15 protein-coding genes are annotated in these 13,785 nt (G+C 66.8%); 3 read left to right on the top strand and 12 right to left on the bottom strand.

The window, feature by feature from the left end:
* Positions 1 to 23: 23 nt before the first annotated feature.
* From mutM to coaD, 5 genes are all read right to left on the bottom strand, one after another.
* Complete coding sequence (mutM, locus tag ACV095_RS08245) at positions 24 to 992, bottom strand: bifunctional DNA-formamidopyrimidine glycosylase/DNA-(apurinic or apyrimidinic site) lyase (protein ID WP_478223261.1); 969 nt, start codon at positions 990 to 992, stop codon at positions 24 to 26.
* Positions 993 to 998: 6 nt separating this feature from the next.
* Positions 999 to 1,727, bottom strand: coding sequence for a ribonuclease III (gene rnc / locus ACV095_RS08240; protein WP_478223260.1), 729 nt, complete (start codon positions 1,725 to 1,727; stop codon positions 999 to 1,001).
* 20 nt (positions 1,728 to 1,747) lie between these two features.
* Positions 1,748 to 1,951: a 50S ribosomal protein L32 gene (rpmF, locus tag ACV095_RS08235; protein ID WP_009356569.1), complete on the bottom strand. Its 204-nt coding sequence runs from the start codon at positions 1,949 to 1,951 to the stop codon at positions 1,748 to 1,750.
* A gap of 36 nt (positions 1,952 to 1,987) precedes the next feature.
* Positions 1,988 to 2,512, bottom strand: a complete 525-nt coding sequence (locus ACV095_RS08230) for a YceD family protein (protein ID WP_082581631.1) — start codon at positions 2,510 to 2,512, stop codon at positions 1,988 to 1,990.
* A gap of 122 nt (positions 2,513 to 2,634) precedes the next feature.
* Positions 2,635 to 3,135, bottom strand: a complete 501-nt coding sequence (coaD, locus tag ACV095_RS08225) for a pantetheine-phosphate adenylyltransferase (protein WP_056387888.1) — start codon at positions 3,133 to 3,135, stop codon at positions 2,635 to 2,637.
* Between the two features lie 43 nt (positions 3,136 to 3,178).
* Here coaD and ACV095_RS08220 point away from each other — a divergent pair, with 43 nt between their 5' ends.
* Positions 3,179 to 4,408 carry an aminotransferase class I/II-fold pyridoxal phosphate-dependent enzyme gene (locus tag ACV095_RS08220; protein WP_478223259.1) on the top strand — a complete coding sequence of 410 codons (1,230 nt, stop codon included), beginning with the start codon at positions 3,179 to 3,181 and terminating at the stop codon, positions 4,406 to 4,408.
* Positions 4,408 to 5,196, top strand: coding sequence for a spermidine synthase (locus tag ACV095_RS08215; protein WP_478223258.1), 789 nt, complete (start codon positions 4,408 to 4,410; stop codon positions 5,194 to 5,196). The genes ACV095_RS08220 and ACV095_RS08215 overlap by 1 nt, the downstream gene beginning before the upstream one ends.
* A 13-nt stretch (positions 5,197 to 5,209) precedes the next feature.
* Here ACV095_RS08215 and rsmD read toward each other — a convergent pair whose 3' ends face one another.
* From rsmD to thiL, 4 genes are read right to left on the bottom strand one after another with little or no spacing between them, the layout of a single operon-like run.
* Positions 5,210 to 5,839: a 16S rRNA (guanine(966)-N(2))-methyltransferase RsmD gene (rsmD, locus tag ACV095_RS08210; protein ID WP_056388174.1), complete on the bottom strand. Its 630-nt coding sequence runs from the start codon at positions 5,837 to 5,839 to the stop codon at positions 5,210 to 5,212.
* Positions 5,840 to 5,881: 42 nt separating this feature from the next.
* Positions 5,882 to 8,152 carry an ATP-dependent DNA helicase RecG gene (locus ACV095_RS08205; protein WP_478223257.1) on the bottom strand — a complete coding sequence of 757 codons (2,271 nt, stop codon included), beginning with the start codon at positions 8,150 to 8,152 and terminating at the stop codon, positions 5,882 to 5,884.
* The gene (locus ACV095_RS08200) at positions 8,142 to 9,128 is read right to left on the bottom strand and encodes a DAK2 domain-containing protein (protein ID WP_134163917.1); all 987 of its coding nucleotides are present in this window, start codon (positions 9,126 to 9,128) and stop codon (positions 8,142 to 8,144) included. Before ACV095_RS08200 ends, ACV095_RS08205 begins: the two co-directional genes overlap by 11 nt.
* A gap of 22 nt (positions 9,129 to 9,150) precedes the next feature.
* The gene (gene thiL, locus ACV095_RS08195) at positions 9,151 to 10,197 is read right to left on the bottom strand and encodes a thiamine-phosphate kinase (protein ID WP_478223256.1); all 1,047 of its coding nucleotides are present in this window, start codon (positions 10,195 to 10,197) and stop codon (positions 9,151 to 9,153) included.
* A 69-nt stretch (positions 10,198 to 10,266) separates the two neighbouring features.
* On the opposite strand from thiL, the gene ACV095_RS08190 reads away from it, so the two are divergent.
* Entirely contained in the window at positions 10,267 to 10,770 is a 504-nt protein-coding gene (locus ACV095_RS08190) for a DUF3515 domain-containing protein (protein WP_018768313.1), read from the top strand.
* A 42-nt stretch (positions 10,771 to 10,812) separates the two neighbouring features.
* On the opposite strand, the gene ACV095_RS08185 is transcribed toward ACV095_RS08190, so the two are convergent.
* Genes ACV095_RS08185 through ACV095_RS08175 form a run of 3 tightly spaced genes read right to left on the bottom strand, consistent with a single transcriptional unit; the run spans position 10,813 to position 13,777 of the window.
* Positions 10,813 to 11,961 carry a D-alanine--D-alanine ligase family protein gene (locus tag ACV095_RS08185; protein ID WP_018768314.1) on the bottom strand — a complete coding sequence of 383 codons (1,149 nt, stop codon included), beginning with the start codon at positions 11,959 to 11,961 and terminating at the stop codon, positions 10,813 to 10,815.
* A 2-nt stretch (positions 11,962 to 11,963) separates the two neighbouring features.
* Positions 11,964 to 13,013, bottom strand: coding sequence for an NAD(P)H-dependent glycerol-3-phosphate dehydrogenase (locus tag ACV095_RS08180; protein WP_478223255.1), 1,050 nt, complete (start codon positions 13,011 to 13,013; stop codon positions 11,964 to 11,966).
* Positions 13,010 to 13,777 (bottom strand): lysophospholipid acyltransferase family protein, encoded by a 768-nt coding sequence (locus tag ACV095_RS08175; protein WP_224083994.1) that lies wholly within the window; start codon positions 13,775 to 13,777, stop codon positions 13,010 to 13,012. Before ACV095_RS08175 ends, ACV095_RS08180 begins: the two co-directional genes overlap by 4 nt.
* Positions 13,778 to 13,785 lie beyond the last annotated feature (8 nt).

Genomic DNA, 13,785 nt, shown 5'->3' with positions numbered 1-13,785 from the left:
CCCATCGCCTGGGCGGCCCGGTGCTACCAGCGGCCGTTGCGTGGCCGCGGCTGGCACACGGGGCAGGTGTGGGACGAACGGTTCATGAACTGCTCGCGGCGGATGACCGCCTGGATTCCTGCGGCCGCGCACCTTTTGCACGGCTCACCCTGGCGGCCGTACGCGTTGAGGGACCGGTCGAAGTAGCCTGAGGCGCCGTTGACGTTGACGTACAGGGAATCGAAGCTGGTTCCTCCTGCGGCCAGGGCATCGAGCATGACCTCGCGGGCGCTGTCGAGGACACGCCGGGCGTCCCCCCGGCGCAGGGTATCGGTGGGCCGGGCGTAATGCAGCCGGGCCCGCCACAACGCTTCGTCGGCATAGATGTTCCCGATACCGGAGACCAGGCCCTGGTCCAGCAGTGCCCGCTTCAGGCCGGTCCGGCGCTTCCGAAGCCGCTGGTAGAAGAGGTCGAAGGAGAACGAAGGGTCCAGTGGATCGCGCGCAATGTGCGCGGCTTCGGCGGCGATCAGGGGAAGGGGCGATTCCGCGAGGCCGCCCGGGGCGCCGTCGTCCGTGGGTACCAGTGCGGTGACAAAAAGGCCTCCGAAGATCCGCTGGTCCACGAAGCGCAGCTGGTCCGGCATGCCGTCCCGGGGACTGAGCCGGAAACGGACCTTGAGGTGCCTTTCATCGGGAACGCCGGGGCCCTGCATCAGCAGCTGCCCGCTCATGCCCAGATGCGCCATGAGTGCCACCGCGGGAACGCGGGTGTCCTCCCCGGCGTTCGGCAGCGCAGCGGTGCCGTCCAGCAGCGGCATCCAGAGGAACTTGCCGCGCCGCACGACGTCGGCCACCGTGGCGCCTTCGAGGTTGCCGATGAAGTCCCCTGCCCCGAGGGCGTGGCGCCGGATGGAGCGGGGATCGATGACGTCCACGGCGCGGATGGTCCTGCCGCGGACCCAGTTCACCAGGCCGCGGCGCACCACTTCGACCTCTGGCAATTCAGGCACGGAGCGCTACTTGGCAGCTACGGAGCCTGCGGAGGTGCTGGGGTCAGCCTGGGCCCCGGCTCCGGAGAGCACCCGCCAGGCGTCTTCCGCTGCCTCCTGTTCGGCTTCCTTCTTGGAATGGCCGGAGCCCTTGCCGTAGGCCTTGCCGCCAATGTTCAGCACCGCCGTGAAGGTGCGGGCGTGGTCCGGGCCGGAGCCGTCCACTGCATAGTGGATGCTGCCCAGCTGCCGGCTGGCGGCGAGTTCCTGGATGCTGGTCTTCCAGTCGGTGCCGGCGCCCAGGACTGCGGCGTCCTTCAGCAGCGGACCGACCAGCCGCATGACCAGCTGGCGCGCGGTCTCGATGTCGTTGGAAACGTACGTTGCCCCGATCAGGGCCTCCATGGTGTCCGCGAGGATGGAGGCCTTGTTCTTGCCGTGGGTGAGCTTTTCGCCCTGCCCCAGGTAGATGTACTCACCGATGCCGAGGCTGCGGCCGATCCCGGCGAGGGCCCGGGTACTGACGACGGCGGACCGGCGCTTGGCGAGTTCGCCTTCGGGCAGGTCCGGGTTGTCCCGGTAGAGGGCATCGGTGACGGAGAATCCCAAAATGGAGTCGCCCAGGAACTCGAGCCGCTCGTTGGTGGGTATGCCGCCGTTCTCGTATGCGTACGAACGGTGGGTAAGCGCAAGACGAAGCGTCCCGGCGTCAATAGTGACACCGAGACGCTTCAGAAGCTCTTCAGTTGAAGACATCAGTCAGCCTGTTGGGCCGATTAGACGTCAGCGACCTTGCGGCCCTTGTACTCAAGGAACAGCGCGGTGCCGGCAGAGTCGGTAACGACCTTTGCCTGGTGCGGCAGGCTGTAGGTGACCTGGCCGTTCTCAACGGTCTTCACCAGGTGGGGGGCGGTCGCCTTCCACTGCGAGCGGCGGGCGCGGGTATTCGAGCGAGACATTTTCCGCTTGGGAACAGCCACGGCTAACTCATTTCTCTCTAGACAAACACGTACAAATCAATTTTGCCGGTCAGGCTTAGCCATATCAGCTAGGGCAGCCCAGCGAGGATCCAGGACCTCGTGGTGGTGCCCCGGCTCGTCTTCCAGGCGAGCTCCGCATTCGGAGCAAAGGCCCTGGCAGTCTTCCCGGCACACCGGCTGGAACGGCAGATTGGTGACAACCGCGTCCCGCAACACCGGTTCAAGATCGATTACATCGTGCTCGACTCGACGTTGCTCTTCATCATCTTCTCCATCCGAAAGCTGAATGCCCTCGTAGAAGAAAAGTTCTTGCACATTGACCTCAAGGTCATACGCAAGGGGATCCAGGCATCGGCCGCACTCGCCAGTAACTTCGGCAACCACGGTTCCTGATACCAGAATTCCTTCGTGTACGGCCTCCAGCCTCAGATCCAGCTCGACATCCGAGCCTTCCTGAACACCAATGAGCGCCACACCAAGATCACCCGGTGCGGGTACATGTTCCTTCAGTGTCCGCATGCTTCCCGGGCTGCGCCCGAGGTCCTTGACGTCGAACGCCAAGGGCGAACCAGCATCTCTGTTAATGAGAACTCCTGTTGAACATATGACCGACGTACCATCTTAGCCTGAAGAGCCGCAGCGACTCAAACCGGCACGAGGAAGCGCCGAAGTACCGATCCAGCCTACCGCTTTGGCTGCTGATCCGCCGAAGGCTCGCCGGAAACCATGCGGCGGTGCACCGAGCGGGGCACGTAGTCGGACACGCTGCCGCCCAGGGACGACACCTCTTTGATCAGGGTGGAGGACAAATGGACGTAGCTTGCCTCTGCCGGGAGGAACACTGTCTCCACCCCGCTCAGCTGCCGGTTCATGGTGGCCATGGGCAGCTCGTAGTCAAAGTCCGACGAGGACCGGAGCCCCTTGACGATGGCCGACACGCCCCGCTGGCGGCAGTACTCCGCCAGGAGCCCCTCGCCCACCGGTTCCACCACGATGCCCCTGAGCAGTGCCAGCGTTTCGCGCGCCATTTCCAGCCGCTCTTCCAGGCTGAACATGTACTTCTTGGCGTAGTTGGTGGAAATGGCCACGATGACCTCGTCGAAAAGACCGGCAGCCCGTGCGATGACTTCGAGATGGCCGTTGTGGATGGGGTCGAAGGATCCGGGGCACACAGCGCGTCTCATGCTCCGAACCTACCCCATGGAAAGGCCGGGATACCATGACTGGATGCATCCACCACGGGAACTTTCCACCCCCTTGGCACCTGCGCCCTGGCAGCGTACGGCGCTCGGTGCCAACCTCCTGGCGCCCGACGGCGGGCTGGGTGTCACCATCTTTGAAGAGATGACCACCCTGGCCGTCCAGACCGGGGCCATCAACCTGGGCCAGGGCTTCCCCGATGAGGACGGGCCTGCCAAAATCCGGGAGGCAGCCCGGGCAGCCATCGCAGCGGGGGCCAACCAGTACGCGCCCGGCAAGGGCCTGCCCGAACTCCGCCAGGCGGTGGCCGCACACCAGGAACGGTTCTACGGGCTTGCGCCGGACCCGGCAACCGAAGTCATCATCACCACCGGAGCCACCGAAGGCATCGCCGCGGCCCTCCTGGCCTTTGCCGGACCCGGCGACGAGGTCCTGACGTTCGAGCCTTTCTATGACTCCTACGGCGCGGTCATTGGGCTTTCCGGCGCCTCCCACGTCACGGTGCCGCTCGCTGCCCCGGACTTCATGCCGGACATGGCGGCCCTGGAGGCAGCGTTCAACGGGCGGACCCGCGTGGTACTGCTGAACAACCCGCACAATCCCACCGGCGCCGTTTTTCCGCCGGCCGTCCTGCAGCGCGTGGTGGAGCTCGCGGAGAAGCACGGCAGCATTGTCATCACGGATGAGGTGTATGAGCACCTCACCTTCGGCGTGGCCCATACCCCCGTTGCCACCCTTCCAGGGGCCGCCGCCCGCACCATCACCATTTCCTCTGCCGGAAAGACCTTTTCCCTGACCGGCTGGAAGATCGGCTGGCTGAGCGGGCCCGAAGAGTTGGTCTCCGCCGTCCGCACGGTCAAGCAATTCCTTACCTACAGCTCAGGCACTCCCTTCCAGGCCGCGATCGCCAAGGGGCTGGCCCTGCCGGACAGTTTCTACACGGGCATCGCCGCCGCCCTTGAGACGAAACGTGACATCCTCAGCGCCGGACTTCGGGCGGCGGGCTTTGACGTTTTCACACCACAGGGAACCTACTTCGTCAATGTGGATACGGCTCCGCTGGGCATCACCGATGCCCTGGACCTCGCCCGCCGCCTGCCGGCACTGGTGGGCGTCGCAGCCATTCCCGTTCCGGTCTTCTGCCATGCGGAAGGCGCGAAGCGGATGCGAAGCCTGCTCCGGTTCGCGTTCTGCAAAAAGACAGAAGTCCTGGAGGAGGCTGCGGCGCGGCTGTCCACCCTGCGCGGAAGGCTCTGATGTCCGGCGGCAGCGGCGTGCACGCCAGCCGCTTCCTGCGGACCACCGGCCGGCATGCCACCATCGAACCCGATGCCTTCACTGACGGGGGCTATGTACTGAGCATCGGCGGCTCCGAACAATCCCACGTCAACCTCGACCGGCCGGAGGACATCTTCTACGAATACCTCCGCAGGATCGGGCACCTGGTGGATCTGGCCGCCCCTCCCGGCGAGCCGATCAGCGCCCTCCACCTGGGGGCAGGGGCGCTGACGCTTGCGCGCTACATCCAGGCCACCCGCGCCGGTTCGCTCCAGTACGCGGTCGAGCTGGAACGTGAGCTGCTCGACTTTGTCCTTCGGCACCTTCCCATGCCCGACGGGACAGACCTGACCACCGTCATCGGCGACGCCCGCGAGGCGCTCGGTGCCCTCGATCCGGGACTCACGTTCGACGTCGTAATCCTGGACATCTTTTCCGGCCCGGAAGCGCCGGCCCACATCGCCACCAGCCGTTTCTACCGCGAAGCCAGGGAGCGTCTGCGCCCGGACGGCCTGCTGATCGTCAACGTGGGCGACGAGGCGGCCCTCACACTGGTCCGGAGCCAGGTGGCGGCGATGCGCGCGGCAATGGCGGATGTGGGTGCGTTTGCGGAAGCGGGCATGTTCGAGGGCAGGTATCCGGGCAACATCATCCTGGCAGGCACACAGGGCCCCTGGCCGGAATCGTGGACAGCTGAGCTGACCGCCCGGGGCCCCCACCCTGCCCGTGTCCTGGCGGGAGTGGATCTGGACCCCTTCTCGGGCTGAGCGCCTTGGCGGGCTAGGTGCCCTGGGTGTCAGGTCCGGCAACATCGGCCAGGTCATCCGGAGCGATGGCGTCGGGCACGAACGGCTCGGCGAACCACAGCCGGGTTTCCCCGTACTTCTTTTCGGCGAACCTCGTCATCCCGTCCGGCCACTGCGGTTCCGGGGAGCGGGACGAGCGTTCCACCACTACAACGGCACCCGGGACCAGGTGCGCGGCGAGCTTCTGCAGCACCGCCGACAGTGCGGCTTCCTCCAACGGATACGGCGGATCCAGGAACACCAGGTCCCAGGCCGCGGATTCCGCGGCCCGGTCCAGGAAAGGTTCCACCCTGGAGCGGTGCACCGTGACGGCCTTTCGGCCCAGGACTCCGTTAATGAGGTCCGCGTTGCGCTGGCACACACCGCTGGCCTTGGCGTCGGATTCCACCAGGTCCACTGTCGCGGCTCCCCTGCTGGCGCTTTCCACCCCCAGGGAACCCGAACCCGCGTATAGATCAAGCACCCGCGCCCCGGAAATCACCTCGAAGGCGTCCAGGCGGGAGAACAGAGCTTCCTTCACCCGGTCTGTCGTAGGCCTGGTCAAGGACCCGGGAACCGCCGCCAACGGCGTTCCGCCACCAACGCCGGAGATAATCCTGGTCACCGTGCCCACCGCGATCCGCCGGCGCCCGCTCCGCTTTCTTTGCTAACCGCGTTCAAGGAACGCCTCCTTCTCAGGGTTGAGGTATTTCTCGATGGCGTCCGCGAGTTCCGGGTAGCCGGACAGCAACGGGTCGCCGCCTACGATCGCCTGGGCGTCCTCCCTGGCCCGGGCGATGACGTCTTCGTGTTCGAGCACCCGCAGCAGTTTCAATGTGGACCGTCCGCCGGACTGGGAAGCGCCCAGGATGTCGCCCTCGCGCCGCAGTTTGAGGTCTTCCTGGGAGAGCACAAAACCGTCGGTGGTGGCCGCCACGGCATCCAGCCGCCGCCGGCTTGGGTGGCCCGGTTCCAGGGCGGTGACCAGCAGGCAGGTTCCCGGCAGTCCGCCGCGGCCCACACGGCCGCGAAGCTGGTGCAACTGGGAGATGCCGAACCTGTCGGCGTCCAGGATGACCATCAGCGTGGCGTTGTGGACGTCCACCCCCACTTCGATCACGGTGGTGGAGACGAGCAGCTTGATGCGGTTGGCGGTAAACCCGGCCATGGTCTCGGTCTTCAGGTCGGGGTCCTGGCGTCCGTGCAGGGGAGCCAGCGGCACCCCTGCCAGCGAGGGCTCGCCCTGAAGATGGTCCACGACGGCGGTGACCGACGCGAGCTCCCGCGTCTCCTCTGTGTCCAAGCCGGGAGGTGCCGCCTCCCCCGGGCTGAAGTCGCCGTCGTCGTCTGTTCCGATCTTGGGACAGACCACGTACACCTGGTGGCCGGCGTCGATCTCTTCCCGGGCACGTGCCCAGATCCGTGCCACCCAGCCGGGATTTTCCGCAAGGCCCACGAGGTGGGTGGTGATCGGGGCCCGGCCCTTTGGCAGTTCGTCGAGGGTGGAGGTCTCAAGGTCGCCAAACACGGTCATCGCTACGGTGCGGGGAATGGGCGTGGCGGTCATGACGAGCAGGTGCGGTGGTTTCCGGGCCTTCGACCGCAGGGCATCGCGCTGTTCCACACCGAAGCGGTGCTGCTCGTCCACCACGATCAGGCCGAGGTCGTAGAAGGACACGTTGTCACTGAGGAGGGCGTGGGTGCCGATGATGATTCCTGCGGTCCCCGAGGCGGCGTCCAGCATGGCTTGTTTCCGTGCCGCAGTGGGCATGGACCCGGTCAGCAGCGTGACCTGAACGGACGGCCCGTTGCCCCCGGACGGCCCGCCGAGGAGTCCGTCGCTGGAGAGCACGCCCAGGGTCCGGCGGATGGAGTCGTAATGCTGGGCGGCGAGCACTTCGGTGGGCGCCAGGAGTGCGGCCTGGCCGCCGGCGTCGATCACCTGCAACATGGCCCGCAGCGCCACCACGGTTTTCCCTGAGCCCACTTCACCCTGCAGCAGCCGGTTCATGGGGGCTGCCTGCGCCAGTTCCGCGGCGAGGGTCTTGCCGACGGCGGCCTGGCCGGCTGTGAGCGTGAAGGGCAGGTCCTGGTCGAAGGCAGCCAGGAGACCGTCTGTGACAGGGCGCCGTGCGGTGGCTTCCTCGGCGGCGAGCTGGGCCCGGCGCCTGGCAAGCGCTGATTGCAGCACCAGGGCTTCCTGGTACCGGAACCGGTCCCGGGCGCGTTTCCAGTCGGCGGCGATTTCCGGCGCGTGGATGAGCCGGTACGCCTCTGCCACGGGCAGGAAGCCTTCCCTCGCGGCGACCGTGGGTGGAAGCGGATCCGGCAGCGCACCCAGGTCCACGGTTTCGAGCAGGGTGCCGATCACCTTCTGGATCCTCCAGCTGGGAAGCTTGGCTGTGGCGGGATACACGGGGATGGGCATCGCGGCGAGTTTCGCGGGGTCACCGGTGCCCTGCACGAAGGGGTCATCGTCCAGGAGCTGGAAGTCCGGGTTGGTGAGGCCCAGCTGGCCTTTGAAGCTGGTGACTTTTCCCGAGAACAGCGCCTGCCGTCCCTGCAGGAGCTCGGCTTTTGCCTTGTAGCCGTTGAAGAAGCTGATCTTGAGGGTCCCGGGCACTTTGCCGTGGTAGTCCCTGCCGCCCACCAGCCGGAGGCCCTGCTGCCCGTCGTCGTCGGAAACGATGACGTCCGTGATGGTCCCCCGCCGTGCCTGCATTGCCCGCGTGCTGCTGGACAGCACCCGGGCGATGAGGGTGACGTCCTCATTGAGCGGGAGCTCGCTGATGGGAGTCAGCTCACCGCGCATGAGGTAGCGGCGGGGAAAGTAATTGAGGAGGCCTTCGACAGTGGTGATGCCAAGGTGTTTTTCAATGACGGCCGCGGAGCGCTTTCCGATCCGGCGTTCCAGGGCGAGGTCCAGCTCAGCGTTCATGCCCGCCGGTGTTCACCTTTTCCGCATCCGGGTCCCGGGGAAGCGCCAACTCGCTGATGCTGATCTGGGACGGCTCCCCCAGCGACCTGATGATGTCCACGGCCGCGTCAGGTTCCGGAACGTGGACGTGGACCCGCCACCGGTAGTTGCCCTCGGGATCCGAGCCGTTGCCCACCTGGCTCATGATGACGGACTCGCCGATCTCGTCCAGCCGCTGCCGGAGGGTGGCGGCATTCAGGGGCGAAAGGTTGATGGTGCACATGACTTCCACGCCGTCGTCGTCCGGCATGGAAGTGTGGATGTGGGGATCGGAGACGTCGTAGCCGTGCAGGCCATCGAGGAGTTCGCTCTGCAGTTCCTCGCCCAGGACGGCGGAGCGGAGGCAGTCGAGGATCAGCAGCATGCCCACGCCGCCCGCGTCCACCACATGGGCGGACTGCAGGGCATCGAGCTGCTCCTCGGTGTGGATCACGGCGGCCAGCGCACCCTCCACCGCCGCGTCCAGGGCCAGGCCCAGCGCATGGTTGCTGTCATCGCCGTCCTGGGCGGCGTCGACGGCGGCTGCCGCACGGGCTGCCGCTTCCATGACCGACAACATGGTTCCCGGAACTGGATCACTCAGTGCGGACCATGCGCGGATCTGGGCACGGTTCAGCGCTGCCGACAGGAGCGTGGAGGTCAACCGGGTATGGCCGGCAAGGGGTTCCGCGGCGGCGCAAAGAAACACGGAAAAAAGAGTTCCCGAGTTTCCCCTGGCTTCCTCCATGGCGGCCTGCCCGGCCGTGGCAAGGACTTCCCCGACGTCGACCGGGGCCGGCTGATCCTCGGCGAGCACCAGGGAGCGGGCGGCAGCGCGCACGGTGAGATAGAGGTTGGTGCCCGTGTCGCCGTCGGCCACCGGGAAGATGTTGATGGCGTTGAGCCGGTCGCTGTGGTTTCCCAGGGCAGTTTCAGCCTTGCCCAGCCACCTCTTCATCGCCAGCGCGTTGGCGGCAACCTTAGTGTGCAAAGTGATCCCATCCCCCGGTGTCCGCGGCCCGGCCCGCAATCAGGACGCCCGGGCCTTCGTCGGTACCGAGTGCATGTATCGAGCCTATCGCAGTGAATCCGGGTGGCAGCTGAACGCCCGCCGGGAATGTGGCCAGGAGCCCGTGGTCCTCTCCGCCGCCGAGCACCCATGCCGTGCCGTCCACGCCCAGGCGGGCGGAGGCGGGGGCCAGGAGGTCCGCCAGTTGCGCCAGGCCGGCCGGATCGAGCGCGACGGCGACGTTGCTGGCGGCGGCCAGCCGCTTGCCGTCCCGCAGGAGTCCGTCCGAGATGTCCAGCATTGCCGTGGCACCCGCCGCCCCGGCTGCAGGCCCGGCATGCAGCGGCGGACGCGGCCGGCACTGCAGGTCCACGAAGGCGCGCTCGGCCGGGGTGAGGGTGTCCACGGCGATGTCCGATTCAAGCAGCGCCAGGCCTGCGGCGGCATGGCCTGCTGTTCCTGCCAGCGCCAGGATGTCCCCCGCCCGGGCGCCGGACCGCAGGACTGGCTGTCCGCCGTCGAGCGTCCCCAGCACCGCCACGGTTACCGAGATTTCGCGGCCCCGGCCCAGGTCCCCGCCGGCCACGGAGCAACGCGCGGCGCCAAGTTCACGGATTCCGGCTGTCAACCCGTCCGCCAGGTCCTCCACCCACCTCACGGGTGTGTCCACGGGGAGGGTGAGGCTGACCACCATGGATATTGCCTGGGCGCCCATGGCGTTGATGTCGCTGAGGTTTTGTGCCGCAGCCTTCCATCCGACGTCGAACCCGGTGGTGCGGTAGCCGTTGGGCCACAGGAGGCGGAAGTCCTGGTCCTGGACCTGGGTGTCGATGCTGATGACGGTTCTGCCGTCCGGGGCTGCGACGACGGCGGCGTCATCGCCGGGACCCAGCAACGTGCTGGCGGTGTGGCCCCCGGCCATCCGGAGGCGCGGAAAAATCCGGTCCAGCAGCTCGGCTTCGGAAAGGCCGGCGACGGTGGGCTGGCAGGCGACGCGGTTACGGAGGTCTTCAGGCACGCCACTACGCTACCGCGCCCGGCCGACATCGTGTCCGGGCGGGGACGACGGCGGCGATAGGCTGGGATCATGCACCATCCCCAGCTGCCCCTGTCCGCCCGTGCCGCCAGGATGGCGATGGTTGGGGGAATTGCCGCCCTTTCCTTGACCGCCTGCTCCCCCGCGGTGGACGTCACGCCCGCCAGGGACGCCGCCAATCCGCTGTGCGCACCGATGATGGTGGCCCTGCCGGACGCCATCGGCGATTCAAAGCTGCGGAAGACCAACAGCCAGGCCACCGCAGCCTGGGGCGACCCGTCGCTTGTCATCCTCCGCTGCGGCGTCAATGTGCCGGGCCCTACGACGGACCGCTGCGTGACCGTCAACGGCGTCGACTGGGTCATCAAGGAGGGCGACCCCGTGTGGACGCTGACCACCTACGGGCGGGAACCGGCCACGGAAATCCTGATGGACCCGGACAAAATCAGTTCCGCAACCGTACTCGCGGACCTGGCAGCAGCTGCCGAAAAGGTGCCGTCAGCACGAAACTGCGTGGGCCAGGAAGACCTGCAGAACCTGCCGAAGAGCCGGTAGGTCCAGGCGGGTGGGCCCACGCCGGGAGGGTTCCGGCGTGGATCAGCGAAGGCCGGTTTTGCGGTTCAGGGCCAGGTGGATGAGTTCGTCGATCAGGTCCGCGTAGCCCAGTCCGGACGCTGCCCACATCTGCGGGTACATGCTTTTGGGCGTGAAGCCGGGCATGGTGTTGATCTCGTTGATGATCAGTTCGCCCTCGGGGGTGTAGAAGAAATCCACGCGGCTCAGGCCCTCGGCGCCGACGGCGTCGAATGCGGCGGCCGCCAGCTCCCGGACCCGGGAGATCGCTTCCGCGGGGATGTCTGCGGGACAGCTCAGGGCTGCGGCATCATCCTCCACATACTTGGCGTTGAAGTCGTAGAACTCGTGCGTCCCCCCGGACACCGAGATTTCGCCCGGCATGGAGGTCCGGGGCGCATCGGTGCCCCTGCCTTCCAGGACAGCGCATTCGATTTCGCGGCCGACAATTCCGGCTTCAATGACCAGCTTGAGGTCGTGGCGGCGGGCCTCTTCGATCGCGGCGTCCAGGTCCTCAAGGGAATCAACCTTGGAGATGCCCATCGACGAGCCGGCACGGGCCGGCTTGACGAAGACGGGGAAACCGAGGCGGTCCACCTGCTTCCTGACGGATTCGGGATCCCGCTGCCACTGCCGGTCGGTCACAGCCACGTAGGGTCCCACGCGGAGTCCGGCGGCCTCGAAGACCACCTTCATGTAGTGCTTGTCCATGCCGACGGCCGATGCCAGGACTCCGGCGCCGACGTAGCGGGTGTCGGAAAGTTCAAGGAGCCCCTGGATGGTCCCGTCCTCGCCGAAGGGGCCGTGCAACAGCGGAAAGACCACGTCGACGGCGCCCAGTTCCTGCGGAACCTCGTTGGGGGACGCCACGATCAGCTGGTGTTCCCCGCCGATCTCAGCAAGCGTGACGGTCTGCGGGGAAGGTACTACCTCGGGGAGTGATGATGCGGCAAGCGACCACTGGGTGGTTTCGGCCGGGGCAAGAACCCACTGGCCGGTTTTGGCAATCCCGATGGGGATGACGTCGTACTTGTCCTTGTTGATCGCGCCCAGCACGCCTGCTGCGGTGACGCAGCTCACGGCGTGCTCGCTGGAGCGGCCGCCGAAAAGCACGGCGACCCGCGGCTTCCGGGTGGTGGCAGTTTCCCCTGTGTTGGGTGTGTCTTGGGACATGGTCAGTAATCGCCTTCAGGTTTCAATTCCCGGGACAGCAGAACCGGCCCCAGTTGGTCAACGGACAGCTTGCCCGCCAGCACCGCGACGACGGCGGCAGTGATGGGCATGTCGACGCCGAGCTTGCCGGCGAGTTCATGGACGGCCTGGCCGGATTTGATGCCTTCGGCGGTCTGGGTCATCTTTCGGCCCACCTCCTCCAGGGTCAGGCCCTGGCCCAGCAGCCTCCCGGCCGTGTGGTTCCGGGACAGCGCGGACGAACAGGTTGCCACAAGGTCGCCCAGCCCGGCGAGCCCGGCCATGGTCTTGGCCTCGCCGCCCAGCGCCAAGGCGAGGCGGGACGTTTCCGCGAGTCCCCGGGTAATCACCGAGGCCTTGGTGTTGTCCCCCATCTGCTTGCCCTCACAGATGCCTACTGCCAGCGCAATCACGTTCTTGACGATGCCGCCGATTTCGACGCCGACCACATCGGCCGTGGTGTAGGGCCGGAAGTAGGGGGCGGTGCAGGTCCGGGCGAGCCAGCCTGCAGTGGCGGAGTCAGCGCATGCCACGACTGATGCCGTAGGCTCTTCCCGCGCAATTTCCATGGCGAGGTTGGGTCCCGAGACAACTGCGATGCGTTCCAGCGGCAGGTCCAGTTCCTGTGCGATGACCTCGCTCATCCGCGCATCCGTGCCCAGCTCCAGCCCCTTCATCAGGGACACCACAACAGCTCCGGGAGCGATCATGTCCTTCCATTCGCGCAGCTGCGGGCGCAGCGACTGGGCCGGAACCGCCAGCACCACCAGGTCGGCTCCCGCCAGGACTCCGCGGACGTCTGTGGACGCCGTGATGCTCTCCGGCAGGACGATGTCCTTGAGGTACTCACTGTTGCGGTGGCAGTTGTTGATCTCTTCGACCACCCCGGCGCGCCTGCCCCAAAGCCTGATGACGCGCGGCGTTCCGGCGGCAATCGCAGCGTCCGCGAGGATCTTCGCGAAGGTTGTCCCCCACGATCCCGCACCCAGGACGGCTACCGTGCCCGCCGCCCCCGGCTTCCCGTCAGCGGTCACGGAGCTTCCGTTCCTGATTCGGGCTCGCCGCGGTCAACGAACCGTCCGTGCTTGGCCTGCGGCCGCTTGGCCGGGTCCCAGCGTTCGGCGGGAGGCTGCTCGCCGCGCAGGCCTGCCAGCAAAGTCGTGATCGCGTCCATGATCACTTCCGTCGCCTCCGTCAGGGTGGCCTTGTCCAGCGGGCGGCCGCGGAACGCACTCAGGTCCACCGGTTCGCCCACGACGACGCGTGAGTGCTTCCGGGGGAACACGTGGAACCGCTTGCCGTACCTGGGGAACACCTCGTGCGCGCCCCAGTGGGCAATGGGCACCACCGGAATATCGCCTTCGAGGGCCAGCCTTGCCGCGCCGGTATGCCCCTTCATCGGCCAAAGCCCGGGATCGCGTGTCAGCGTTCCCTCCGGGTAAATGATGATCGCCCCGCCCTCAGCCACAATCTCCTGGGCCACTTGCAGCGATCGGTTCGCTCCCGCCGTCGAGCGCTCCACCGGCACCTGCTTGGTGGCGCGCAGGAGCGCACCCAGGCCGGGAACCTTGAACAGCGCGGCCTTGGCCAGGAAGTGCGGGGCACGCTTCTGGTTGTAGAGCATGTGCCCCACAACAAGGGGGTCGATCTCCGTGCAGTGGTTGGGGGCTGCGATGAAGCCGCCGGCGGGAAGCTTTTCGGTGCCTTCCCACGTCTTGGACATCATCAGGTTCAGCAGCGGCCGGGCGATGCTGGCAATGAAAACAAATGTGGCCTTGCTTTTGGCCGATTCCTTCACGGTGCCGC

The organism is Arthrobacter sp. JDC6 (genome assembly GCF_056484025.1).
The sequence above is the reverse complement of the archived record's forward strand: the minus strand, read 5'-3'. Positions and strand labels throughout refer to the sequence as shown.

Coding starts and splice junctions, on each gene's coding strand:
- rnc (WP_478223260.1), bottom strand. CDS start 1,727: ATGTCTTCAACTGAAGAGCTTCTGAAGCGTCTCGGTGTCACTATTGAC.
- coaD (WP_056387888.1), bottom strand. CDS start 3,135: ATGAGACGCGCTGTGTGCCCCGGATCCTTCGACCCCATCCACAACGGC.
- ACV095_RS08220 (WP_478223259.1), top strand. CDS start 3,179: ATGCATCCACCACGGGAACTTTCCACCCCCTTGGCACCTGCGCCCTGG.
- ACV095_RS08215 (WP_478223258.1), top strand. CDS start 4,408: ATGTCCGGCGGCAGCGGCGTGCACGCCAGCCGCTTCCTGCGGACCACC.
- ACV095_RS08205 (WP_478223257.1), bottom strand. CDS start 8,152: ATGAACGCTGAGCTGGACCTCGCCCTGGAACGCCGGATCGGAAAGCGC.
- ACV095_RS08200 (WP_134163917.1), bottom strand. CDS start 9,128: ATGAAGAGGTGGCTGGGCAAGGCTGAAACTGCCCTGGGAAACCACAGC.
- ACV095_RS08190 (WP_018768313.1), top strand. CDS start 10,267: ATGCACCATCCCCAGCTGCCCCTGTCCGCCCGTGCCGCCAGGATGGCG.
- ACV095_RS08185 (WP_018768314.1), bottom strand. CDS start 11,961: ATGTCCCAAGACACACCCAACACAGGGGAAACTGCCACCACCCGGAAG.